The sequence below is a fragment of the Flavobacterium sp. ASV13 genome, from assembly GCF_000745775.1.
GTDB lineage: Bacteria > Bacteroidota > Bacteroidia > Flavobacteriales > Flavobacteriaceae > Flavobacterium.
Map to the genome: position 1 here is coordinate 40,747 of NZ_JQJY01000008.1, position 26,005 is coordinate 66,751.

General features: G+C 33.5%; 20 protein-coding genes. 6 read left to right on the forward strand and 14 right to left on the reverse strand.

Features of this window, described 5'->3' with window-relative positions; all coding sequences use genetic code 11:
• Nucleotides 1–66 precede the first annotated feature (66 nt).
• From GQ47_RS16755 to GQ47_RS16765, 3 genes are all read right to left on the reverse strand, one after another.
• Nucleotides 67–1,851, reverse strand: a complete 1,785-nt coding sequence (locus tag GQ47_RS16755; RefSeq protein ID WP_035650840.1) for a chloride channel protein — start codon at nt 1,849–1,851, stop codon at nt 67–69.
• Nucleotides 1,852–1,935: 84 nt separating this feature from the next.
• Nucleotides 1,936–3,618 carry a gamma-glutamyltransferase gene (gene ggt / locus GQ47_RS16760; protein WP_035650843.1) on the reverse strand — a complete coding sequence of 561 codons (1,683 nt, stop codon included), beginning with the start codon at nt 3,616–3,618 and terminating at the stop codon, nt 1,936–1,938.
• Between the two features lie 29 nt (nt 3,619–3,647).
• Nucleotides 3,648–4,232: an acyl carrier protein phosphodiesterase gene (locus GQ47_RS16765; RefSeq protein WP_035650845.1), complete on the reverse strand. Its 585-nt coding sequence runs from the start codon at nt 4,230–4,232 to the stop codon at nt 3,648–3,650.
• A 307-nt stretch (nt 4,233–4,539) separates the two neighbouring features.
• Between GQ47_RS16765 and glmM the strand changes: the two genes are divergently transcribed.
• Complete coding sequence (glmM, locus tag GQ47_RS16770; protein WP_035650847.1) at nt 4,540–5,928, forward strand: phosphoglucosamine mutase; 1,389 nt, start codon at nt 4,540–4,542, stop codon at nt 5,926–5,928.
• 69 nt (nt 5,929–5,997) lie between these two features.
• On the opposite strand, the gene GQ47_RS22935 is transcribed toward glmM, so the two are convergent.
• Nucleotides 5,998–7,482: a glycosyl hydrolase gene (locus GQ47_RS22935; protein ID WP_051951602.1), complete on the reverse strand. Its 1,485-nt coding sequence runs from the start codon at nt 7,480–7,482 to the stop codon at nt 5,998–6,000.
• A 221-nt stretch (nt 7,483–7,703) separates the two neighbouring features.
• Entirely contained in the window at nt 7,704–8,579 is an 876-nt protein-coding gene (locus GQ47_RS16780; RefSeq protein ID WP_035650850.1) for a lysophospholipid acyltransferase family protein, read from the reverse strand.
• Between the two features lie 112 nt (nt 8,580–8,691).
• Here GQ47_RS16780 and GQ47_RS16785 point away from each other — a divergent pair, with 112 nt between their 5' ends.
• From GQ47_RS16785 to GQ47_RS22940, 5 genes are all read left to right on the forward strand, one after another.
• On the forward strand, nt 8,692–9,330 hold the full coding sequence (locus tag GQ47_RS16785; protein WP_035650852.1) for a rhomboid family intramembrane serine protease: 639 nt from the start codon (nt 8,692–8,694) through the stop codon (nt 9,328–9,330).
• A gap of 52 nt (nt 9,331–9,382) precedes the next feature.
• Nucleotides 9,383–10,075: an SIMPL domain-containing protein gene (locus GQ47_RS16790; protein ID WP_035650855.1), complete on the forward strand. Its 693-nt coding sequence runs from the start codon at nt 9,383–9,385 to the stop codon at nt 10,073–10,075.
• Between the two features lie 512 nt (nt 10,076–10,587).
• Nucleotides 10,588–13,956 carry a SusC/RagA family TonB-linked outer membrane protein gene (locus GQ47_RS16795; protein ID WP_035650857.1) on the forward strand — a complete coding sequence of 1,123 codons (3,369 nt, stop codon included), beginning with the start codon at nt 10,588–10,590 and terminating at the stop codon, nt 13,954–13,956.
• Nucleotides 13,957–13,969: 13 nt separating this feature from the next.
• On the forward strand, nt 13,970–15,973 hold the full coding sequence (locus GQ47_RS16800) for a RagB/SusD family nutrient uptake outer membrane protein (protein ID WP_035650859.1): 2,004 nt from the start codon (nt 13,970–13,972) through the stop codon (nt 15,971–15,973).
• 308 nt (nt 15,974–16,281) lie between these two features.
• Nucleotides 16,282–17,709 carry a TlpA family protein disulfide reductase gene (locus GQ47_RS22940; protein ID WP_081909370.1) on the forward strand — a complete coding sequence of 476 codons (1,428 nt, stop codon included), beginning with the start codon at nt 16,282–16,284 and terminating at the stop codon, nt 17,707–17,709.
• Nucleotides 17,710–17,847: 138 nt separating this feature from the next.
• Here GQ47_RS22940 and GQ47_RS22945 read toward each other — a convergent pair whose 3' ends face one another.
• From GQ47_RS22945 to GQ47_RS16850, 9 genes are all read right to left on the reverse strand, one after another.
• Complete coding sequence (locus GQ47_RS22945; RefSeq protein WP_051951605.1) at nt 17,848–18,339, reverse strand: CHRD domain-containing protein; 492 nt, start codon at nt 18,337–18,339, stop codon at nt 17,848–17,850.
• 29 nt (nt 18,340–18,368) lie between these two features.
• The gene (locus GQ47_RS16815; protein WP_035650862.1) at nt 18,369–18,911 is read right to left on the reverse strand and encodes a YceI family protein; all 543 of its coding nucleotides are present in this window, start codon (nt 18,909–18,911) and stop codon (nt 18,369–18,371) included.
• Nucleotides 18,912–18,920: 9 nt separating this feature from the next.
• On the reverse strand, nt 18,921–19,265 hold the full coding sequence (locus GQ47_RS16820) for a hypothetical protein (RefSeq protein ID WP_035650865.1): 345 nt from the start codon (nt 19,263–19,265) through the stop codon (nt 18,921–18,923).
• 18 nt (nt 19,266–19,283) lie between these two features.
• Nucleotides 19,284–20,147: a DUF5777 family beta-barrel protein gene (locus GQ47_RS16825; RefSeq protein ID WP_035650867.1), complete on the reverse strand. Its 864-nt coding sequence runs from the start codon at nt 20,145–20,147 to the stop codon at nt 19,284–19,286.
• Between the two features lie 4 nt (nt 20,148–20,151).
• Complete coding sequence (locus GQ47_RS16830) at nt 20,152–20,547, reverse strand: OB-fold protein (RefSeq protein ID WP_152561052.1); 396 nt, start codon at nt 20,545–20,547, stop codon at nt 20,152–20,154.
• A gap of 90 nt (nt 20,548–20,637) precedes the next feature.
• Nucleotides 20,638–21,549, reverse strand: a complete 912-nt coding sequence (locus tag GQ47_RS16835; RefSeq protein ID WP_035650872.1) for a COG4315 family predicted lipoprotein — start codon at nt 21,547–21,549, stop codon at nt 20,638–20,640.
• Nucleotides 21,550–21,854: 305 nt separating this feature from the next.
• Nucleotides 21,855–24,305 (reverse strand): TonB-dependent receptor, encoded by a 2,451-nt coding sequence (locus tag GQ47_RS16840; RefSeq protein WP_238568001.1) that lies wholly within the window; start codon nt 24,303–24,305, stop codon nt 21,855–21,857.
• Nucleotides 24,306–24,389: 84 nt separating this feature from the next.
• Entirely contained in the window at nt 24,390–25,289 is a 900-nt protein-coding gene (locus GQ47_RS16845) for a FecR family protein (protein WP_035651372.1), read from the reverse strand.
• 49 nt (nt 25,290–25,338) lie between these two features.
• Nucleotides 25,339–25,854 (reverse strand): RNA polymerase sigma factor, encoded by a 516-nt coding sequence (locus GQ47_RS16850; RefSeq protein ID WP_035650877.1) that lies wholly within the window; start codon nt 25,852–25,854, stop codon nt 25,339–25,341.
• Nucleotides 25,855–26,005 lie beyond the last annotated feature (151 nt).

Sequence of the window (26,005 nt, forward strand, 5' to 3'; positions counted from 1 at the left end):
CGATAGCAAAAGTTTATGTTACAAATAGTAACAAAATAAGTATCTCGATTAAAGTCTTTTGATCATTTATTCAATCGTCATCGATCGCAGTTTCATTCTGTAAGCTTCAAGTGCAATTGATTTTGAAATGATACCATAATACTTTTCATTTCGAAGCACAGGCAGAAAAGCCGATTTTGAATTTTCGAACTTTGTCATTACGATTTCCATGCTGTCATAAGATGAGATAGTTGCAGCAGGAGTTTTCATAACATCTTTAATCATCGTATATTTTACGCGATAAGCATTAAAAATGATTTCTCGGATGTCATTAAAATGTACAATTCCGACCAAATCTTTTTCGTTGTTGACAACCGGAAATACGACTTGATTCGAATGTGAAATTAGATCAACAAGTTTGCTTAAATTTTCGTCAGGATGAACGGTAAGATAGTCACATTGAATAATAGTGTCAATATCTAAAGTTGATAAAATATTCGAATCTTTGTTGCTGGTAAAAGCATGGCCTTTTTTTGCCAGATTTTTTACGTCAAGCGAATATTTCTCAAAACGTTTAGAAATCGCAAAACTGATTGATGAAACAATCATAAGCGGAATCATAAGTCCGTAACCTCCTGTAATTTCTGCAATAAGGAATATTGCTGTCAGAGGTGCGTGAAATAATCCGCTCAAAATTCCAGCCATTCCAACCATAGTAAAATTACTGATTGGCAAATGCGATAAACCGGTTAAGCTTATCAGTTTTGAGAAAAAATAACCCAAATAAGAACCAAGAAAAAGAGAAGGAGCAAAATTTCCTCCGTTACCACCGCTTCCAATTGTAAGCCCGGAAGCAAATACTTTTACCATCATGGTACATCCCACAAACAATAGTAAAACCCATTGATTGTTTCTAAATTCAGCAAACAAAGTGTTGTCTAACAATTGTCCAGGATCACTTTCAGATAAGGTTTTAATGCTTTCATATCCTTCACCAAATAAAGTTGGAAAAACGAAAATCAGCAAAGCTAAAAGCGATGAGCCTATCAAAGCTTTTTTATAAGGATCAATCTGCATTTTACTAAAATAATGCTCGACGCGCTGAAAATTTCTTGAATAATATATAGCAACCAAACCAGTTAAAATTCCCAATATCACATAAAAAGGAATGTTATGATAATTAAAAGTTTCTTGTTTTTTGAATGATAATAAAATAGTTTCATCTAAAACAATTGCAGAAACCAAAGCGCCTGTTGCCGCAGAAATCATAATTGGGGTAAAGGCAGAAATACTCACATCGACTAATAAAACTTCGATTGCGAAAAGAACTCCCGCAATTGGAGCGTTAAAAGCAGCAGCAATTCCGGCAGCAACACCGCATCCAATTAATAAAGTCCGGTCTTTGTAAGCTAATTTATAATTTTGGGCATAATTTGATCCAAAAGCCGCTCCTGTAATTACAATTGGACTTTCTAATCCAGCAGAACCTCCTAAACCAACAGTCAAAGAGCTTGTAACAATCTGCGCATACATTTGTTTTTTCGGAATTATACTCGCTTTTTTGGCAACTGCATATAAAATCTGTGAAGTTCCTTTTTGGATTGTTCCGTTTAAAACCTTTTTAATAACAAGAACAGTCAATAAAATTCCAATTATGGGAAGAATACTATTGATGAAGCTTAATTTTAAAGTCCCGTTAATATAAGTTGCAAACGAAAAAACGCTATGCGCAAAAGTTTTCAAAACAATTACAGCAAAAGCGCATGAAATACCGACTAACACACTCGATAAAAAAATAAATTGCTTTGGCGTCAACAAGGATTGAGCTAATGCAATAATGCTTTCTAGTTTTCGAAAAAGTCGTTTTATCATAATTTTATTACAAAGTTACCAGGGGATACAAATTTAGCTCTAAACATTCAATTTTGTATAATTTTTTGATGTAAATCTTTTTGTTTAAAATCCTGCGGCTTTGTCATCACCACGAAAATCGGCACCTCCTTCAAGAGTGTTGTCTGGCAAAACCAAAATCGCATCCACTTTACCAATTACAGGCGTCGTTTTTTCGTTGATCAGATATCCTTTTGCTTTTAAACTTTCTAATGTTTTGTCACTAAAAGTATTAGGCTCGAAAGTAATTAAATCAGGAAGCCATTGATGATGAAAGCGTGGTGCATTTACAGCTTCCTGCATGCTCAAATTATATTCGTAAACATTTAAAATCGTTTGCAATACAGAGGTAATAATGGTTGATCCGCCTGGTGAACCTACAACCATATAAAGTTTTCCATTTTTTTCTACAATGGTTGGTGTCATGGAACTCAGCATTCTTTTTTGTGGCGCAATACTGTTGGCTTCGTTTCCAACTAATCCAAACATATTTGGAGATCCTGGTTTTGCACTAAAATCGTCCATTTCATTATTTAGGAAAAAGCCCAGTTCATCACAATAATATTTTGAACCAAATCCGTCGTTGATTGTGGTTGTGGCTGCAACAGCATTCCCAAATTGATCTACAATCGAGTAATGCGTTGTTTCTGTGCTTTCGCTATACGTGATTTTTCCTTCTTTAATATCCGATGATAAAGTGGCTTTTTCGGAATTGAAATTTGACATTCGTTCTTTCAGATAACTGTCTGATAAAAGTCCGTTTATTGGAATTTTTACAAAATCAGGATCGCCTAAAAATTGGCTTCTGTCAGCATATGCTCTTCTTTCAGCTTCTACAATAACTTGTATAGACTTCTCAGAATTATGCCCCATTTTTGAAAGATAAAACGGTGAAACCATTTTAAGGATTTGTGCCAGACAGATTCCGCCGCTGCTTGGTGGAGCCATCGAAGTTATTTTTAAATCTTTATAGTCAAACTGAAGTGGTTTTCTCCACTTTGCTTCATAAAGCGCCAAATCTTTCATTGTGATTATACCGCCTTTTTTCTTCAAATAATCAACTAAAATTTGTGCTGTTTTGCCTTTATAAAATTCATCTTTTCCATTTTTTAGAATTCGTTTTAAGGTATTGGCAAGTGCAGGGTACTTTATGGTGTCTTTTTCTTTGAAATTTCCAGCCATAAGTGTATTTGGTCCATTGGCTTTTACAATGGCGTCATGGTAGGATTCAAGTTGTTTTTGTTGTTTTAATGTTACAACAACTCCTTTTTCGGCAAGGGCAATTACAGGTTTCAAAATTTCCGACATCGGCAACGAACCTAATTTTTTATGAACGGCAAAAACGCCTGCGATTGTTCCCGGAACTCCAATTGCCAAAGCTGTTTCGGTACTTTTTCCTTTTATAACATTTCCATCTTTATCCAAAAACATATTTTTTGAGGCAGCGAGCGGTGCTTTTTCGCGGTAATCAAGACTTCCAACTTCGCCGTTTGCTTTTCTGTAAACCATAAATCCGCCTCCGCCAAGATTTCCTGCATAGGGATACGCAACAGCCAATGCTAATTCTGTAGCAGCCATTGCATCAAACGCATTGCCGCCTTTTTTCATTATTTCAACACCAATTTTTGAGGCTTCTTCGCGAGCCGAAACAACCATTGCTTTTGAAGCTGTTAAACCTGTTGGATGAACAGCTTCCTGTGCAAAACTGTATAACGATATAAAAAAGAATAAAAACGAAATTTTTTTCATAACTGAAACTATAATCTATCGGTTTGAATTTATAAGGAGATTAATTTTTGATTGGCATGCAAACGAAGATCTTCAAAAAACAGCGTGAATTCCTCTTCAAATTCGGCATAAAACTCTTTTAGTTCTTCGCTGGCATATTGCATTTTTGACATGTTTTTCGATCGTCGGTCCATTTGTGTTAGAATTTGATGAATTCCTTCCACTGTTCTATAACTTAGGAGCCAGTTTCTTTCGATCATATAAGGCATTAAACCTTGTGTTTTTTCAGTTAAAATTGAATAATTTTCGTCTAATGATTTATAAAAACGATTTATAAAGCTTTCCAGATTTTCATCTGAATATTTTGTCCAGTTTTTGGCTAAAAAATGATCATATACAATATCCACAATTACTCCTGCGTAATGATGGTATTTTTCATGTAAACGCTTGGTGCTTTGTCTAAAAATATCGTGAGAATCCGTATAAGTGTCAATAAATCTATGCAAAAGAATTCCTTTTTGAACATCTTTTGGGAAATGTTCAAATTGTTTTCCGCGAATGCCATCGGCCATAAAATTACCAATTTTGATCAAATCATTATCGCCTGAAAGATAGATGTGGGCAAGGAAATTCATTTTTTTAAGATACTAAGGTTCTAAGATACTAAGATACTAAGTTTTTTAGCAAATGTGTTTTTTAAGATGCTAAGTTTCGAAGATACTAAGGAACTATGTTATTTTAGTAAATGTATGAAAAGTTTTTAATATCGATTTATTGAAGTGTTTTGCAATTTCTAAACTTGATAATTATTTAAAATCACGGCAACTTAGCAACTTAGTATCTTAGAACCTTAGCATCTTTTTTTAAAATCTTAGCAGCTTAGTATCTTAGAACCTTAGTAACTTTTTTATATTTGTAATAAAATAACCTTAACTCAAAAAAATGACTTTAATAAAATCGATATCCGGAATTCGTGGAACGATAGGAGGAAAAGTTGGTGACAACCTGACTCCTGTTGATGCGGTGAAATTTGCATCGGCGTACGGAACATTTCTAAAAAATAATACTTCAAAAGAAAAATTAACCGTTGTAATTGGTCGCGATGCCAGAATTTCAGGGCCAATGATTCACAATCTTGTTGTGAATACTTTAATAGGTTTAGGAATTGACGTTATTGATCTTGGACTTTCGACAACACCAACTGTAGAGGTTGCTGTTCCTTTAGAAAAAGCTGATGGCGGAATTATTTTGACAGCATCTCATAATCCAAAACAATGGAATGCCTTAAAATTATTGAATGAAAAAGGGGAGTTTTTAAGCGGTGCTGATGGCGCAAAAATTCTTGAAATTGCCGAAGCTGAAGCTTTTGATTTTTCTGACGTTGACAGTTTGGGAGAAATTACAGTTAACGACGCTTATATGGATATTCATATTGATGAAGTTCTAAATCTTCCATTAGTTGATGCTGAAGCTGTAAAAGCAGCTAAATTTAAAGTGGTAGTTGACGGTGTAAATTCATCAGGAGGAATTGTTATTCCGAAACTTTTGGAACAAATGGGTGTTGAAGTTGTAAAATTATATTGCGAACCAAACGGACATTTTCCACACAATCCTGAGCCATTAAAAGAACATTTGACTGATATTTCAGAATTGGTAGTTAAAGAAAAAGCGCATCTTGGAATTGTAGTTGATCCAGATGTTGATCGTTTGGCTTTCATCAGCGAAGACGGTGAAATGTTTGGTGAAGAATATACGCTTGTTGCTTGCGCAGATTATGTTTTGAGCAAAACTCCAGGAAATACAGTTTCGAATATGTCATCTTCACGTGCTTTAAGAGATGTTACTAAATCTTATAATGGAGGTTATGAAGCAAGTGCAGTAGGAGAGGTGAATGTTGTGGAATTGATGAAAAAAAATAATGCAATTATTGGCGGAGAAGGAAACGGCGGTATTATTTATCCTGAATTGCATTACGGAAGAGACAGTTTAGTTGGAGTTGCTTTGTTTTTAACGCATTTAGCAAACAAAAAAATATCAGTTTCTGCATTGAGAGCTTCTTATCCTGAATATTATATGAGCAAAAATAAAATTGAATTGACACCACAAATTGATGTTGACGCAATTTTAGCTGCAATGACAGACAAATACAAAAACGAAGATATTTCGACAATTGATGGTGTAAAAATTGATTTTGCTGTAGAATGGGTTCATTTAAGAAAATCGAACACAGAACCGATCATTCGTATTTATACAGAATCGTCTTCACAAGAAGAAGCTGATAAATTAGCACTTAGAATTATTGATGAAATTAAAGTAATCGCAGGATTATAAATTTTTCATTTAAATACAAAAGCCTCTTTTGAAATTTCAAAAGAGGCTTTTCTTTTTGGTTAGATATATTTAGTTTTTGATAATTTTAATTGATTTTTGGATTTTTCCGTAAGAAGCATTTACGATATAAACTCCAGCAGCAAGTTTTTCGCCAATTTTAATATCTTGATTCGTGAAATAATCTTTAGATTCGAAACAAACTTTTCCACTCATATCAACGATTTTCAAAATTATAGATTCAGTTTCAGAAGATTTAATATGAAGTGTGGATTGATTTTTAACCGGATTTGGATAAATCGTAAAAGAGTCTTTTTCAGCAATTGGATCATTTACTCCTAGATTTCCGGCAGTAACATCAATATAATTAAAATTCATGTCGTTTGATTTGAATTTAATTTTCAGATAAACTTCTCCTTTAGGAAGTGTAACACCACTCACGATTTTATCTGTATAAGTTTGATAACCTCCAGTTGCAGGAAAGGTTTCATCTGTTTTTACAACTACATTGTTTACCAGAATATCGAATTTTCCGTTTATAGCGGGTGCGGCTACTCTAAAATTTAGATTGTACGTTCCAGCATCAGCTACATTCAATAAAAATTCATTCCAGTCTCCTTCATTTATAAAACATACATTTTGTCCTGTATCAGAATCTGTTGTGGCTTGTAAACCAGTTCCTTTTCTGCGGTAATGTTTGTTTGCGGTAATTTTTCCCGGAATATTCATTTTTTTAGAAGTATAACTTTCGTTTATGTAAGCTGTTCCAATTGGTTTTAAAACGCCACTTGTTGGGCTTAACAATTGCCCTTCTTGCATATCAGTCCAATCCGCCGGAACTCGACCTGTAAACCAAGAATATCTGTAAATGTCCGGGTCATTTTCAAAACTACTTACAATAGTTTTCATGAAACTGATTTTATCGGCTTCACTTTGAATAACTCGGTTTGCAAATTCAGTTACCCAAACTGGGCGATTGTATTTTTTAAGGTTTCCGGTAACTCCAATAACCGAACCTGCTGTATTATCATAAGTATGAAAAGCAATATAATCGACTTTGCAAGTTGGACATAAAAGAAAAAATTGGTCGTGCCATGCAACCGGATCACTGAATCCTCCATAATTGTTTGGTCCATTGTATGCAGGAGATGCGCTGACGATTTCTAAGTTTTTTGCGGCAGCCACTTTTTCTACATTTGCCCACGCATTAACAGCTTCTTGTGGTGTTAATCTCGCGCCGTCGTTAAAATTAGGTTCATTAAAAGCCAATAAATATTTTGCTCCGGGTTTAATATTGTCAATAAAAGTCTGTACTTCGTTATCATTTAATTTTCCCCAGGCCATAGGAACATACTCAACACCAATAGAAGCGTAATTAGCATTGGTATCATTTTCAGGGATTCTTCCCCAGTTGTACCACCATGAAACTCCGGGTTTTAGAGCCATTAAATCGGCAACGCTGTTTTGTCCGTAGGCAATACCTCGTTTTGGACTTTGAGCAAAAACGGGTTTCGAAAAACAAATTATTAAAAATGTGAAAAGTAATTTTTTGATCATGGGTATTAATTTTGCAATGGTTTTTGGATAGTTTTTAGTCAGCTTCAAATTTATATTGTTTGTCTAAATTTGCTTCTGTTTTAATTCAACAAAAATCATTACAAAAACACATCAAAAATTTATTTGAGGGCTTTAAAACATCGTTTTTTATTGTTGTGTACTTTCATAAATAAAAAAGTCCAAAAAGTATTTCTTCTTTTTGGACTCTGTTTTTTATAAAATTAGGAATCAACACGATGTTTCCATCTTTTGTGTGTCCATAAATAATATTCTGGTTTTGCAAGAATTTGTTTTTCTACCTCTTTCAAATACATTTCTGTAATTTCAAAATCGGGAAAATCTTTTGGATTATCAGCAATAGGAATAAATGTAGCTTCATAATAACCTCTTCCTGTTTTTTTTACGTTGGCAAAAATAACGCTTAGATTGTATTTTTTTGCCAGCATTTCTGCTCCTGTATGTACAGGAACTTCTACTCCCATAAATTCCATCGAGTGGAAAATTCGATCTAATTTAGGAGATTGATCACTTGCTAAACCGTACATGCTCAAAGTTCCGTCACGCTGATTTTGTGCCATTGTTGGGATTGCTTTTCGGGTTTCGATCATTTCGGTTTTGTATTTAGAGCGAATTTTTCGAACTAATTTATCAAAATAGGGATTAGCTAGTTTTTTATAAACAGCAACACCCTGAAAACCAATTTTTGGATTGATTGTCATAAGCCATTCGTAACTTGCATAATGAGAAGCAACCAGAATCACGCTTTTTCCTTTTTTAGCATAATCCAATACCAAGTCAAGATTCGTTACTTTGAATCTTCTTTCCATTTCTTCTGGAGAAATACTCATGGTTTTGATCATTTCTAAAAACATATCACACATATGGCTGTAGAATTTTTTCTCAATAACTTTTCTTTCAGCATCACTTAAATGTGGCAAAGCCAAAGCCAAATTCTCACGAACTACTTTTCGGCGATAGCCAATAACATGATAAACCAGAAAATAAACGAAATCTGAAAACCTGTAAAATAACCAAAATGGAAGTATAGAGATAAGCCAAAGTAAAGGATAGGCTAAAATATAGACTAGAAATTGCATGTAATTTTTTTTTACAAATATAAAGTAAAAATGAATAGATGCCGATATTTTGGTTAGTGGCGGACTTATGTTTAAGAATGACTATATTTACCATTCACAATAAATATTTTTTATGAATGCTATTTTGATTGGAATTATAGTTGCCAATGTTCTTTTTAGTTATAAAGGTTTTAACGATTATGCTTTTTTCAGAAAATATGAATTTCATGTTGGAAGTATTCGTTCAGGAGAGCAGATAAGAATGCTTTCTTCGGGATTTTTACATGTTGATTTTATGCACTTGGCTTTTAATATGTTTACACTTTGGTGTTTTGCGCCTGTTGTTTCAAACTTGCTGAGTGATTTTTCTTTTGTTTTGATTTATTTTGGAAGTTTGATTTTTGGAAATCTGCTTACCATGCTTTTTCATAAAAACGATTATAGTTATCGTGCAGTTGGTGCTTCTGGCGCTGTGACAGGAGTTTTGTATTCGGCTATTTTATTGCAGCCCGATATGACATTAGGAATTTATGGCATAATTCCGATTCCGGCATATTTGTTCGGAATTTTATATTTATTGTATTCAATTTATGGAATGAAAGCCAAAAATGACAATATTGGGCATACAGCACACTTTGGAGGTGCTATAGGCGGGTATTTAATTACTTTGATCAAAGATCCTTCTTTAATTGTTGATCATACTTTAATGACAATTCTATTGGCAATTCCGATTATTATACTTTTTGGGATGGCTAAATTAGGAAAATTGTAAGGCTGGCATAACTTTTGAAATGTCCTTATCAATAATTTAAAATATAACAAAAATGAAAAAACTAGTATTATTTTTAACAATCATGTTTATGACTATGTCTTACGGCCAAGAAACCAAACAAATACCTCTTATTAACGTTAATGGGGAAGGAAAAGTAAAAGTAGCACCTGATCAGGTTTGTATTTCGGCTACGGTTGAAACAAAAGGGAATAATGCTAAAGACGTCAAAAAGCAAAATGACGAAAAAATGGACGCTGTTTTAAAATTCATTAAAAAGATGAATATCCCAACAGCTGATTTCAAAACAAAGCAAGTTGCTTTGAACCCGCAGTATGATTACGAAAAGAAAAAAACGAGTTATAATGCGACACAAACTGTTGAAATCATCGTAAAAGATTTATCTAAATATGATGAATTGATGGAAGGTTTGGTTCAGCAGGGAATTAACCGAATTGACAGAGTAACTTTTGAATCTTCTAAAGAAGCTCAATTACAAGCTGAAGCTAGAAAATTGGCAATGAAAGATGCTAAAGCAAAAGCAGACGATTATGTTTCTGTTTTAGGTCAAAAAGTTGGAAAAGCTTTTGTTATTTCTGATAATTCTCAAGTTTATCATCCACAGCCAATGTATGCTGCTATGAGAATGAAAGAATCAGCAGATTCTATGGGAGCTTCTAATGAAACTTTAGCAATCGGTGAAATTGAAATTACAGCGAATGTAAGCGTAAGTTTTATTTTGGACTAAAAAAATAGAATTCCAAATATTTAAAAATCCAAATTCCAATTCAAATTGGGATTTGGATTTTTTTTGTTTAAAACTATAATAGGAACTTTAAACAAATAAGGTTTGTGTAAAAACGTGATAGGAATTCCCAAAAATGCTTAAACACTTTTGATGAAAAATTAATCGGGTTGAATACTAATTTGAATCGATTAAAAAGAAAGCAGCAATATCATATTGCTGCTTTTTTATTTAGATGGAGTTCTGGATTTGGATTTCATAATGGATTCTTAATTATTTATGTGTTCTGTAATTTTTCCAGATATTTTTTATAAGAACGTCATTTTTTAGCTACAAAACATGGGTAAAATGTATACGTGAGACATTATTATACCCAAAAACGGATTTTATTGCTCCCTCTGAAAACCATTAATTAATCAAATTTGTCCCAGTAAAATCATTAATCGGTTTTGACCGAAGCTCAGAAGATTTTAGAAAACTAACTAATTAATTAACCAACAAATTACAAACCAAAAATGACAAATTTTACTAGGATTAAAAAAAGTCCTAATGGTGGATCAGGATTTAATTTGAAAAAGAAGATGATGATGTTTTGCGTCTTATTTTCTTTGTCACAAGTTCATGGCTACGCTATTAGTTCTAAAAGTACAATGGAGTCTCACGATGTTGTTCCACAAAAAAGCATTAAGGGACTAGTAGTAGATGAAAGCGGCATGCCGATGCCGGGAGTTTCAGTTTTAGAAAAAGGAAGTAAAAATAGTACTTCAACCGATTTTGATGGAAAATTTACTTTAAAGGTAGATAACGACAATGCAGTAATCGTTGTGTCTTATTTAGGCTATGTAACTGCAGAGGTTAGCGTAAAAGGCGAAGCTTCAATTACTGTAAAATTGAAAAAAGCGACTACCTCATTAGAGGAGGTTGTTGTAGTAGGTTACGGTAAAATGAAGAAAAAGGATTTAACTGGAGCAATTGTTCAGGTAACGCCTGATAAATTGGCGAACCAAAATCCACAAACAGTTCAGGATATCTTAAGAGGTACTCCGGGTGTACGAGTAGGTTATGATCCTTCAGCAAAAGGAGGAGGAAGCATACAAGTTCGTGGTCAGACTTCAGTTTATACAGGAGGTAGTCATAATTCACCGCTTATTATTTTAGACGGAATGCAGTTTTATGGTGAGTTATCAGAAATAAATCCTGATGATATTCAGCAACTTGATATTTTAAAAGATGCTTCGGCAGCATCAGTATATGGATCGAGAGCAGCAGCAGGGGTTATTCTTATTTCAACTAAAAAAGGAAAAACAGGTAAGCCTATTGTTAGTTTTACTACAAACACAACAATTAGCAATAAAAGCGCCTATCGTGGTGTGTATTCTCCAGAAGGATACTTAAAATATCGTGAAGACTGGGAAACTGCCCAAACTTACGGTGTTAATCCAACAACTAAGCAATACGAAGCGTGGATTGCGGGAACAGTTGCTAACGGTAAACCGGGATATTTTTCGAATCCAAATGATTTAGCGAAATGGGGTATTACTGAAGCGCAATGGTTAGCGTATCAACCGGCTACTCAAACAGCAGGAAAAAGCAGTAAAGAAGTATGGGGAACACGTTTAGGATTGAATTTTGATCCTTCGTTAATGGCTAATTTCTTAGCTGATAAAACGCATGACTGGAGCGACAGCTCTTTTAGAACAGGGATTAATCATGATAATAATTTGAGTATTTCGGGAGCAGGAGATAAGGTTAACTATTACATGTCGTTTGGTTATTTAACTTCAGAAGGAGCTATTGTTGGAAATGATTATAAATCAGCTCGTTCTAATATGAAAGTTGATGCTAAAATTACAGATTGGCTTGACTTTGGAGCAAATATTAATTTTCAGGATCGATCAGATGGAGACATAACTCCTTCGTTAGGTACAAATGCTGGAGATAACAATATGATGAGAACCAGCCCATTCGGAACTTTTATAGATGCAAATGGAAACTATGAGAGACAGCCAATGGGGAAAAATGTTTCTGGACAGAATTATAACTATTACTACGAACGTCAATATATTGACAAGGAAACAGGATTTACAACATTGAATGCTATTTTCAATACAAAAGTAACGTTGCCGTTAGGAATTACTTACTCATTTAATATTGCTCCTCGTTATCAGTTTTATCATGATCGTTATTTCAGATCAACACAAAATCCAAACTGGCCGGCAGCTACGACTGGTGTAAATAGAAATAATTCTACAAGATTTGAGTATAACTTGAATAATACAATCACGTGGGATTATACAATTGCTGAAAAACATCACTTCATTGCAACTTTTGTCCAGGAAGCTGAAGAACGCCGCTTATGGTCAGACGGAATGGATGCTTATAATATTCAACCATCAGATGCATTAGGTTTTCACAATGTTAGTACAGCAACTATGGCAAATAGTGCACTTAGATCAAACGATACACATGAAACAGCAGATGGTTTGATGGCAAGACTTTTCTATTCATTCGATAATCGTTATATGTTGACAGCGACTGTTCGTCGTGATGGATATTCAGCATTTGGAGCTTCAAATCCTTATGCAGTTTTCCCTTCTTTTGGAGTGGCTTGGAATTTTAAAAATGAAAACTGGTTCAAATGGGATGCGATGAGCACAGGTAAATTACGTTTGTCTTGGGGTAAAAACGGAAACAGATCGCTTGCAGATCCTTACATTTCTCTTGCAAACTTAGTAAATACTGGAACAATGGGATATTTAGATCCTTCAGGAAAAGCGCTTGAGTTGAAATATTTAGCACTTGACCGTATGGCCAATCCAAATTTGGAGTGGGAAAAAACAACATCAACAAATATTGGTCTTGACTTAGGTTTCTTACACGATCGTATTACGGCTACTTTAGATCTTTACAAAGCATCTACTCATGACATGATTATGAGTCAATCATTACCTGGTTTCACTGGATTCTCATCAATTGCAACTAATCTTGGAGAGGTTCAAAATAAAGGTTTTGAGTTTAGTATTAATACACTTAATATGAAAACACCAAACTTTGAATGGCGTACTACATTTGGTATCTCATATAACGAAAATAAAATTATCTCATTGTATGGCAATATGGTAGATATTAAAGATGCCAGTGGTAATGTTATTGGAAAAAAAGAGGGTGATGATTCAGCTAATGGATGGTTTATAGGAAGACCTATTTCTCAAATCTGGGATTATAAAGTAACTGGAATTTGGCAAAAAGATGAGTGGAAAGAAGCTCAAAGATACGGACAGCGTCCTGGAGATCCAAAAGTTGAAAACAGCAATACATCAGATGACGTAGATGCAGTAGATGCAGATGGTGTTGCTTACAAAAAAGCGGTTTATAATGAAAAAGATAAACAGTTTCTAGGGAATTCAAATCCTCCAGTACAGTGGACGTTGCGTAATGATTTTAAAATTTACAAAAACTGGGATTTAGGAATCAGCATGTATTCATATAATGGTGGGAAATCACTTAGTTCAATTTATATGAACACTTTCAACGATGCCAGTTTGTATAAATTCAATTTTAATCCATATGTAAACCCTTATTGGACACTTGATAACCCAACTAATGAATGGGCTCGTCTTGACGCTAAAGGACCTGCTGGAACTCCAGTTGCACCAGGAAAATTATATGACCGTAGTTTTATTCGTCTAGACAACATTTCTATAGCTTATACGCTTCCTAGAGATCTTTTAGATCGCGCGCATATTAAAAATATAAAAATTTACGCTTCAGTTCAAAACGTAGCAACATGGTCTGCTTCTAAAGAATGGAAATATTTTGGAGATCCAGAAACAGGAGGATTGGCTACAAGACAATTTAATTTAGGTTTTAATTTCCAACTTTAAAAATTATTCAACAATGAAAAAATATATAAAAAATAAAATAACAAGACTAGTGCCTTTTGCTTTATTGGCAGTATTGGCCAGTTCTTGTTCGAAAGATTTTTTGGAATCTGACCCGCTTTCGTTTTACGAACCAGAAACTACATTTTCTACAGAAGCTGGTTTGCAGGCAACTTTAGCACTATGTGATAAACAGTTGCGCAATAATTATATTCATTACGGTTTTTCTGGTGTGAGTGTGCCTATTGGTACAGAATATCTTTTCTCAGACATGGCGCAATATGGTAAAACAGATACAGGAAGTAACATTGCTGATTATGCTGCTACGATCGTTCCAACTGGAGATTTTAGAAGAGACCCAAGTGGTGAATCACTTTATCTTGGATTCCTTTGGACTGAAGCTTATACAGGTATCAAAAATGCTAACACAGTATTAACTTATATTGGTAATGTAAAAAGTTTATCGGAAGAGGTTAAAAATAAATATATCGGTCAGGCATATTTTCACAGAGCATACCGTTATCTTAATTTAGTGTATGAATTTGGTGACATACCATTGATTACTAAAATCTTGTCGGTTCCTAAACAGAGTTATTATTCTACAAAAAAAGAAGCGATCATTGAAATGATTACGGCTGATATGGAGAAAGCTGTACAATGGGTACCAGAGCAATCAAAAATAGGATATGTAGGTATGGTTAGTAAAGGTGCTTGTCGTCAATTGCTAATTAAGTGTTATTTGGCATCTGGAAGATTTGCTGATGCTGAAGCACAAGCTAATCTTTTGATTAATGGATCAGGTTATTCTTTGGTACAAAATTCTTTAGGTATTTTTGATCCGGGAGGAAATCCCACTGCATGGCCTATTACAAGGAATGTAATTTGGGATTTACACAGACCAGAGAACAAAGTGATTTCTGCTAATACTGAAGCGATATTAGTTGCACCAAACGGAGGAGCACAGTCATTTTTAGCATTTGCTTCAATGAGAATTTTTGGACCAAACTGGAATGATGCTAACTTAATTACTCCTGATGGTAAAACTGCAGCACCTCGTTTTCCTTTAACTGATAAAACGAATTACAATGCAAAATACGATTACCAAAGAGCAATAGGGCGTGGTATCGGGACTATAAGTGGATCTTATTATTCGCAGCATCCTATGTGGGTTGTAAATGGTGTTGAGGATAAGGTGGATCTTAGACATAACAGTACTGTTGGTAACTGGGTAAACATGGAAGACCTTAAATACGCTCCAGGAGCGGGGGGAAGTGCTACATGGGCTGGACAAAATTTCAGAATGAAAGATGCAGCTGGTAAATTGCTAGCAACAGATTCCATTCGCGATTGGTTTGATTTTCCTCATTATAAAATCTTTTATCATGATGTTGTAGCCGAGGCTAATCCAGCAGCAAATGATTTTCAAGGAGCTACTGCAGGAGCAAGTGCACATATGTACATTTATCGTTTAGCTGAAACTTATTTGTTACGTGCTGAAGCTCGTTTTTATCAAGGCAATGCGACTGGAGCAGCTCAGGATGTTAATGTTGTAAGAGCGAGAGCAAAAGCAACACAAATGTATACTACTGTAACTATTGGTGATATTTGTGCAGAAAGAGGAAGAGAGCTTTACATGGAAGAATGGAGAAATGTGGAGTTAAAACGTATTTCGCACTGTTTAGCTATGAGTGGAAAACCTGATGAGTGGGGTAATACCTATAATAAAGCAACTTGGGATAAACAATCTGGTAAAGATGCATCTGGAGGAAGCTACTGGTGGCAACGTATTGTTCATTACACACTTTACAATAAATATCCAAATGGTATTTCGCTTAAGCCAGGTGTAAAGTTTTATACTATGGATAAACGTAATAATTACTGGCCAATTCCTTATAGACTTGCTATAGAGCCTAACATCAAAGGTCAGCTAAGTCAAAATTATGGTTATGATGGCTACAATGAAGCTGTTAAAGTATGGGATAAATGGCAGGATGCTGTTGATGACGAAAGTAAAATTTAATTTTTTTTTCTCAAAGTAAAATTTGAGATATAAAATGAAAAAATAGCTTGAAGCCCCCAAATAAAGCTAAAACAAGAAACGAGTTAATTTATATAGTTAACTCGTTTTTTTGTCTTTATTTTAGAATGTATTGTCCCGCTTTAACTCAAAGAACAATTTTAAAAAGTCAGTTATGAGGCCGACATATATCTAATAAATTTTGATAAATGAAATAATAGATTTTGTCACTTTGAACGTAATTCAAAACTTAAAGATTAAACTAAAACTATTAAAATATATATATAACCGCCAATAAACCAATTTAAACAATGCTCAAAAATCTTCATTTTATCTCCTTTTTTTTCATGTTTTTAGCCATAAACTCGGCAAAAGCACATACAAATTCTTGTCAGCAAGACAATGAAATTGTTTTTATATTCAAAAAAAATGATCACGTTCCAACCACAAAGTATCGTACTATCAGCGGAACTATTAACCCAATTTATATTTCAGAACAAGGGGATTTTAAACGTTCGGAATTGATTATTAATAATAAATCAAAAACCGATACAATCAGTAGATCAGTCAAAGGAGATTTAATTTGTATGACTTATATTTATGATTCTCCCAAAACGTATTATTACTTGTTTCAAAAAGGAGATACTATAATTTTTGATTATGAAAATGGTGTGCCGAAAGCAACGATATTTGGTCGTAAAACTAAAGAGTTTGACTGCAATTTTGAAGTTTCTTTCAAAATTCAAAAACCACTGGATGATTTTGAGTTTTTTGATCAAAACAAAAGAATGCGGAATGAATTGGAAAGCAAAAAACATAAGACAGAAATACATGATTATACAGTAAAAATACATGCTACTCTCGACTCTTTGTTTGCTAAAGATTTAATTTCTAAAAATGTCATGAAATTGTATAAAGAGCATACAAAATATTACGAGATTAATGTAAACAAAGAACTGCTTTCTAAAATTTCTGCCGATGATTTAAAACAGGATGATTTATTGTATATGAGAGGTTATCAGTTTTTTTTAGACAATTATATTACCAAAAAAATAAAAGAAACAAATACAAAATCACAACCAGATAATCCTAAAATAGCATTTGATTATGTTTTGAAGAGCAAAGTTTTTTCTGTCATAGTAAAAGATTATTTATTGTACACAACTTTGTGTCGAATTATAGAATCATCATCAAATGTAGATTCAGAAATGTATTTTGAAAAATTCAAGCAAGAAGTGCATAATAAAGAAATGTGCAATGAAATTTTTGAGAAATATGCTTTCGATCTTTCTAAAATGAAAGAAGAAAAGAAGATTACTTATTTCCTCAATTCAGCTAAACAAAAATTCACACTGGATGAAATTCTTTCAAAAAATAAAAACAAAGTAATTTATGTTGATTTTTGGGCAAGTTGGTGCGGACCCTGCAGAGTTTCTATTCCGGCATTCAATAATTTAAAAAAAATGTATAAGGATAAAGAAGTTGTTTTTGTCAATATTTCCATCGACAAAGATTTATCAGCTTGGAAAATGGCTTCTGATAAAGAAAAATTATTTTCAAGCAGCAGTAATCTATTTGCTGTCAATTATCCGAATGCGGAGTTTTATCAAGATCTGCAGTTGAAAACAATTCCTAGATATTTACTTTACAATAAAAAAGGAGAATTAATTAACAACACAGCACCACATCCTGAAAGTAAAGAAATTGAAATAGAATTAGATAAATTATTACAAGAATAAAGATATGTAAAGTATTATAAAGGATCGTTTTATCCAGCTCAATATGCTATTAAATAATTAAAAACTCTTAAAAATACCAAAGCCTTACTAATTCAACAGTAAGGCTTTGGTAATTAACAAAAATTAAGAAAGGAGAAGTTAGTAGCCACCACCACCACCACCTCCACCAGCAGGGCTTCCAGCTGGATTAGCAGTAACGAGCTGTCCTCTTATTTCGCCTCCTGAAAAAGCTTCAGAATGTAGATTGACATAATAATTATTAGCCATAAGATCGGTTTCTTGAGCTGCAGTCAAAGCAGTACTAGTATAACTAATAGGTGATGCCAAACTAGAGAACGGAAATATTACAGGGCCATTAGTACCTGCGGCGCCCATATGTATATGCCCCATAGTTGGCGTTAAACCGGAATACGTCACAGTAACCGTAAAGATTTTTGTGGTTTTATTATAACTCAAAGTTGCTGTTCCTGTTGCTGTTGAAGCGTTTGCAGGAACTTCACTTGCACCACTCAAAATCGCATTGAATGTTACAATAATAGGCGACGGATTAGAATTGTCATCATTACTAGAGCAAGATACTCCAATAAATAGCAACAATAAGAGCGCCGAAAAATTAAATAGAGATTTCATAATTTTATAATTTTAGAGTTTAAAAAAGATTATTTTCCATCGAGAATAAGGTTCAGGGCAATATTTACATCTTCCGAAACTTTGCTTTTTACAACACTTGGTATTTTAATATTATAATCTTGGGCTTTTACTGTAAAATTGTTGGAGAGATATAATTTTCCATCTTTCAAGGCCAAACTAACTTTAGTTTTAATCTTCTTTGTAACGCCATGTATAGTCAGATCACCTTCGGCATCATATTTTTTTGAAGTGCTTAATTTAGAAGCATCAAAATCTATGATTTTTCCTTTAAATGTGGCTTTTGGATAAACGGAAGATTCCATATAATTTTCATTAAAATGTTCTTCCATAAGCGGAATTTCAAATTTGAAAGCTTTTACCAGAGCCAGTACAGCAAATTCACCAGTAGATTTATCAAGAATTGCTGAAACCGAATTGTTTACCGCTGCAACAGGCTCAAAAGAAGGTGCAGAAGCTTCAAATTTTATTTGTCCGGTTCGGGTTATTGTTTTTTGGGAGAAAATGGTGTTTCCCACAAAAAATAATAGAATTAAAAATGCTGTTTTTTTCATCGTTTTAATTTATTCTTTTACAAATCCGTTTGCAGCCCAAAGTTTTATCATGTCAATATCTGTTTGAGGTAAACTTCCTCCTAATGGCATTCGTGCTCCGCAGGATTGAGATTCTATTCTGCAGATTAAATTGGCATTGGTACAGGCATTTTTGACTCCATCATATGTTTCCAGATTTGGATATTGCGATGTTCCGGAATGACAGCTGATACAGTTATGTTCCATAATATGCTCTATGTTTGCTGTATAAGTTGGATTGCCGGTAGGCGGAGCTAATTCGCTATAGGTGTTAGATTCACAGGAGACAATGAAAACGCTGGATAATAGGGTCAGGCAAATTTTTATTTTTTTCATAGAATTTCGTATTAATTTTTAAAAAACCCTGTAGAGATTAAATCCGAAGTAAATACCTCCGCCATTCCATTTTCCTGTAGCATTAGAAAATGCATAAACGTCGTTCATAGTCTGGCAATTTGAGAATACCATTTGAAAAATGTGCCCACCGGTATCGATATCTAATCCTACTGAAAGCAAGTTGTGATATACCTCGCTTTCGGGAGCATTAATTCGCGGTGCATATTCAAGATTCATGCTTAATCTTTTTGTGAATTTATATCTTCCGCCAAGTCCAACCGCAAATTGATCTTTTCTTTCCGTAGTTTCATCGTACAGATTTTTATGAATATAAATCGGGTTTATTTCAAGTGAAATCTTATCTGAAAATTGTCTTGAAACCAACAATTGTGTAGTATAGGCCAAACGATTATTAAATTGTAAATTCGGATATTGATCTGTACTTAAATTAGTATTGATATCCATCGTATTATAGCCCACAATAGTCACCGGAAATCCATCAACTTCCTGAGTTTTCAGTCTGTATTTTAATGTCAGTTCATAAATTTTATTATTAGTTTGTCTTGAAGCTCCAACAGAAAACCAGTTTGTTACACCGTAAATTGCTCCCAATTTGGTATACGCATCATCTAATCCAAAGAAATTCTCAAACCCTTCAGTCAAATCACCAAAACGATGAGAAATCAATACATACCATTCTCCTTTGGCGGTTAATTTTGTCGATTGCATGTTACAAATCTGCAGTCCTTTGAAACCTAAAGTTTCTGTCTGTTTTTCTTTTGATTTTATAGTATCCAATTCCTTTAACAAATCATCTTGTGCCGATACGTGGCAAATGATTGAAAGAAAAAATGCTACGGATAAAAATAATTTTACCTTCATTTAATTAGTTTTTGATTATAAAACATTGATCTAGTTTTACTTCGCCCATCAAATCATCATATCCGACAATTCTCCCTTTTACAGTCACTATTTGGTCTTTTTTAATGGATAAATCCTGATCTTTAAAACTGCAGATAATAGTGCCGTCCAGAATTACTTCTTTTCCATTCAGAGCTGTTATTTTTCCTTTTATGGCAACGGCATTTTCAAGATATTTTTTGTTTGCAGCTTCTAAATCTGAAATAAATTCGGCTGTAATGGCAGCGGAACTAACTGTGAAATCTGTTTTTTCAGTTGCTAAATTTCGAGCTCCGCTATGCATTAAATAGTTATAAGAGAAAAAAATGATTAGGACAATTGCGAATAGTATTGAAATAATTATTTTGGTTTTTTTATTCATTTCTTTTTTCAATTTGTTGATATTCAGAAAACATTATTATGGACTTATTTTGATTTCATCCTTAATAATGTTTTCTTCTATTTTATCAGTTTAAATAGCAAGCGGTATATCTTTTACCGGAACTGGCCAAATTCCAGGACTTGGAAAACTAATTCCTTTGTTAGCGCCTCTTACCCCAGCATCTTGTCCGAAGTAATACAAAGGCCATCCATTATAAGTCAATTGCACTTTTCCAAAAACGGTTATCGAACTGAATTTAGATTTATCAAGAACAGACGGAACAACAATTTTATCTGTTTCATAAATTGGCCATACCGCATTATTTGAAAAATCTTCTTTTGTGAAATTGTTTTTCTTGAAATTGTCATTTTTGAATGTGTACAATGTCAATCCTTTAGCATCAGTAAAATAGGTAGTTGTACCAACTCCAACAGTATAATCTGATTTGTAATTTTTGGTATCATGTCCTACAAGTTGACTTCTCACAATCATGATAGAATAATCTGGTTTTGCAATAAACCAAGTACCATCAACTCCGTCTCCTGAAGTTTTTCCAGCAGCTTCGGGAGTATTGACACCTGCGCCACCATATCCATCTCCGGCAGACATTGGTGCATAATAATACAAAGGCCAGCCTTTATAAGTCAATTGTTTTTTGCCAGAAGTAGTAGTAATCGAAGCAAAATCAGCTAATGTTAATCCGGTTCCTAATTTGTCGGCAGTTAAATTATCAACATTAAAAACAGGCCAAAAAGCTTCACATCCACCAGTACATGAAGATTGTCCGTTTGCATCTGTTGCGAAAAAATATAAAGATCTTCCACTTTTATCTGTAAGGTAAGAGCCTAAAGTAGCGCTTGTAGCAAGGTTTACTTCTGTTTTTGTAACAGGAACTTCAGGAGGAGTGGGAGTAGTGTCACCACCATTGTCGCTGCTGCAGCTTATAAAAATTGATGTGATTGCAAGGGTTATTGCGGCGAATTTAAATAGTCTTAATTTCATAATACTTTGGATTTAAGTTATGTTAAATTGAAATGGACTTTACAGACTAGTAAAGTATTTTGGTTTAATGATTTTGTATCAAGATTTTCACTTGATTTTAATGGACATTCTATTCGATAATTTTAGTATTACGAACTGTCCAGAGGAAATAATTTCAGATTTTTTAAGGGGTTCATTTTTTACTATTTTGATAAAATTCAATAGTAAAACAGTCTTGCGATAGAATACCCTACCTTAAGAATTGATATTTTGAAAAAAAAAGTAAAAAAAGTCTAAGATTTTTTTAAAACCTTGTAGGATTAAGATTAAAATGAAACTCTAAAACTCACATTTGGAGTTCGTTGCAGTGAAAATGTCTCCACTTCTTCAATAGAATTTGTTAGTGAACTTATTCTGTAATATTCGCTGATTTCATTTTTTCGATTAAGGATATTTAAAATAGAAACGCCTAATTTGTACTGAATCCCATTTACAGTTTCCCACTTGTAAGTCGAAGAAAAATTGACTTGTGCAAAAGTGTGCAAATTGGTATTATTAGGTTTATTGTATACCAATGTAGGGTTTGAAAGATCAATTTGAGAATTGTCTGGAGAAGTTTTTGGTCGGCCCGAAGTCCATTTTGTTCCTAAAGCAATTTTGAAATTGTTTTTCTCATAAATTCCCGCCCAGCTTGCAGTATGCATTACTTCAAAGTTGTTAGGAAAAACGGGATATTCATAATTAATAAAATGATAATTATTGTGGTTGTAGGTATAACTCAGCCAAGTCAAAAAATGATTCATTTTTTTCTGAACAAGCATTTCTGTTCCCCAGATTTCATAATCTCCGGTTGTTTTTACAAATTCCAATTGATTCTGAAAACCTTGACTTGAGGTTGTAATTCCGGTTACTTTTTTATAAAAATTTTCGATATCAAGCAACCAGCCTTTTTTTTCATAAGATAAGTTTAATGACAGTTGTCTGCTTTTCTGAATAGGAATTGTGGAATCGTTTGAGATAATCCATCGTCTTTTTTCAATTCCGAAATAATCTTTCTGCAAATCAATAATTTGTTGGGAATTTTGACTTTTCATTTCGCCCAGCAATTCTAAGTTCAGACTTTTATTGATTCCATAACCAAACTGAATTCTAGGTTCGGCGATAAATTTTTTAAATTTTTCGATATAATTGATTCGGGTTCCGGCCTTAAAATAAACTCTCGAAATGGTGTCATTGTATTTTCCTTCCAAAATTAAAGCATGTGTTCTCAAAACATCTTTAACCTTACGATAGAAATCAGGATTGGTAACATCCTCTAAATTCGTGACACCTATTTCGTTAAACTGATAACCATCATTTAAACTAAATTTAGAGCTAAGAATATGATTGTTTTCTAAGTTAACTCCGTTATTATTAACCGTATTCTCCTGAATCGCAATTTGATTTCCAAAAGTTGAGGTCTGATTGGCTAAAAGTTCGTAAGCCGAATTATAGACATTGATTTTAGTGGTATTAAAGTTGTTCCAATTTCTTTTCCAGGCTAAATTCCCACCATAATTCTGTTGACGCAATATGTTGTTTTCTGATCTGAAAATATCATATACCGTCGCACTTTGAAAAACTTCCAGATTATCTTTAATCGTAATTAAATCAAGTACGATTTGATCTTTGTTTCCTATTTTCTGAACATATTTTAGCGTCGCATCATAAAAGCCGAATTTCTTGTCACTTTGATAATCAACGTTTTGATTGTTTGAAAAATCAGTGATTGTGGTATTCTGAAATACTTTATTAAAATACTCTTTGTAAGTGGGCGTTTCAACAAAATCAGTAATCGATTTACGAGCTGAAATTTCAATATAACTTTTTTTCGAAAGATTATATTTCGCATAAATATCAGCATTAATCATATTGATTCCTGCGCTAAAAGAATTTTTTTCAGCTGTTTCAGGCGTCGAAGACATGGCTACAACACTGGATACACTTTCTCCGTAAAAAGCAGAACTTCCGTTTTTATAAATTGAAATCGTATGCGCTAAATTGGGATTGAAAACCGATATTAAACCAAAAAAATGTCCCGTTTGGTACATTCGAATTCCATTCCATAAAAACAAATTTTGATCGTGCGTACCACCGCGCACGTTGATGCTCGATACACTTTCGTCGATACTATTAACACCCGGAATCTGTTGCATGGTTTGTAAAGCATCAGGTTCAATAAGTCCGGGCAAAATTCCAAATTTCTTGGGTTTAATCTCAAACGATCCATCGACATTTTTAGAAATTCCCGAAGCCAAAATCGCATTGGTTTTAATTTCGTGAAGTTCCGTGATTTCAGGCTCCAAAAATAGTTGAAGACAATTTTCAGAATCGGAATTTCCAATTGCACTTTTTTTGGCTACAAATCCAATATGCGTGATCAGAAATGTATTTTGATTTTCCTTTTTAAATTCAAAATAACCTTTTGAATCTGTTCTGGTTTGCGTTTTATCGGCTAAATTAATATTGGCGTTTTCTATAGGTTTCTTATCGGCATTAGAAAAAACATATCCGCAAATGATTTGAGGTTCATCACTTTTTTTATAAATATTAATGAATTGGTTTCCAATATTTTCAAATGATAAATTGGTTTTTTTAGAAAGATATTCTAGTTTTTGCGCAAGCGAAAGTGTTTTTTTGGGCGGAATTAATTCAAGTCCAGCGATATTGTCTTCGGTGTAATTGAAGCTAACCTGATGCTGCTTTTCAATTTCAGATATGATCTTTTTAAAAGGCATGACTTGCCCTTGGCCCTGAGCAAAAAGATTGAGGGCCAGAAAAAAAAGGAAAAACAAAAAATGAAATTGTTTGGGGAGCAACATTTATTTTTCGTCAAAAATTATTTTATTTTCTGAGACTTTTTTGGCCTCTAAATGATAAGTTGTACTAATAATATGCAAAGCTACATTTAAGTCTTTGGCTGGTAATTTTCCTGTAAATAAAGAGGTTGTATCTTTAGAATTTAATTCGACTGTAATGTTATATTGTCTTTCAACTTCATCTAGAAGGCTTCGAATATCTTCTTTATAAAAACTTATTTGATTATCCATCCATTCAGGTTTCGATACATTTACAATTGTGTTTGTTTGGTTTTTATTTTCGAAACTAACGCTTTGTCCGTGAGTCAATACAATTTGGGTATTTGCATAATTTACTTTTACGCGTCCTTCATAACACACAACATCAAATCTGTTTTTTCTGGCTTTAACATTGAATTGTGTTCCGAGAACAGTAACTTTTCCCAAATTGGTATGTACTTCAAATCTTCGTCCTTTTGCAACTCTAAAATAAGCTTCTCCTTTTAGATCAAGAGTTCTATGGCTATCCCAATTTAATTTTTTGTAATTTATTTCAGAACCTGAATTTAGAACTACCGTAGAGTTGTCAGGCAATGAAAAAGTAGTTCGCTCGCCAAAACCTGCTGTTTGTGTTTGAGGTGTCAAAAAATTAAATGCAAGCGTAACGCCAAGTGCCAAAACAAATATAGCCGCCGCTCGAAAAGCCCATTTTTTGTACAACGGAACCACTTTTGGAGTTGCTTTTTTCTGTTTCAGAATATTCGACAACATAGCGTTTTCATCCAAATCATCCATTGCTAGATGATCTGTATACTGTTTAATTTTCTGGTATTTTTCAAAATCGGGACTTGCTTCAAATGCAGCTAATTCGTCCTGAGACAAATCATTGTTGAGCCATTTTGCTAATAAGCGATTTTTTTTCATTTTCTTGTATTGTATAATTAAAACAATTGGAACTAAATTTACCCTACTTTTATAAATCAATTTCTTTACGCAAACTTACTAACGCGAGATGAATTCGTTTTTCGACAGCCTTTACGCTAATGTTTAATTCAAGTGCGATTTCACTGTATTTTTTTCCATCAATTCGATGCATCAAAAAAGCAACACGTTGTTTTTCGTTTAAGTTTTCAATTGCTTTCAGAAGTTTTGACTGAAATTGTTTTTCTTCCAAAATATATTCTGGATTTTCATTGGTTTTATCTAAACCAGTGAAGTTTTTTTCATATTTTAAAACCACTTTCTGATGCGCAATTTCATTGAGACTGCTATTATTTGCAATCGTATAAATGTATGATTTTGCTTTTTCGAGCGGTACCGATGCACAGTTTTGCCAAAGCTTTACAAAAGCTTCCTGCGCGACATCTTCTGCCTGATTTAGATTGCCAAATTTGTAAAAAAGAAAATTTCTAAGCGCTTTAATGTGGCTTTTAAAAAAAGACGAAAAAATAATTTCGTCGCAAGTATTTGATTCGTTTTTAGTTGGCATTTAAATTTTCGATTTGATACCGTACAAAAGTATTTATTTTTGGTTTAAGTAGGGTAAAAGTAAAGCTGATTGTTTTATAGAGACATAAAATGTTATTTTCGTGTAATGGTTACACTTTTTAAAAGAAAAATTAAAAGCTTTAATGCCGAAT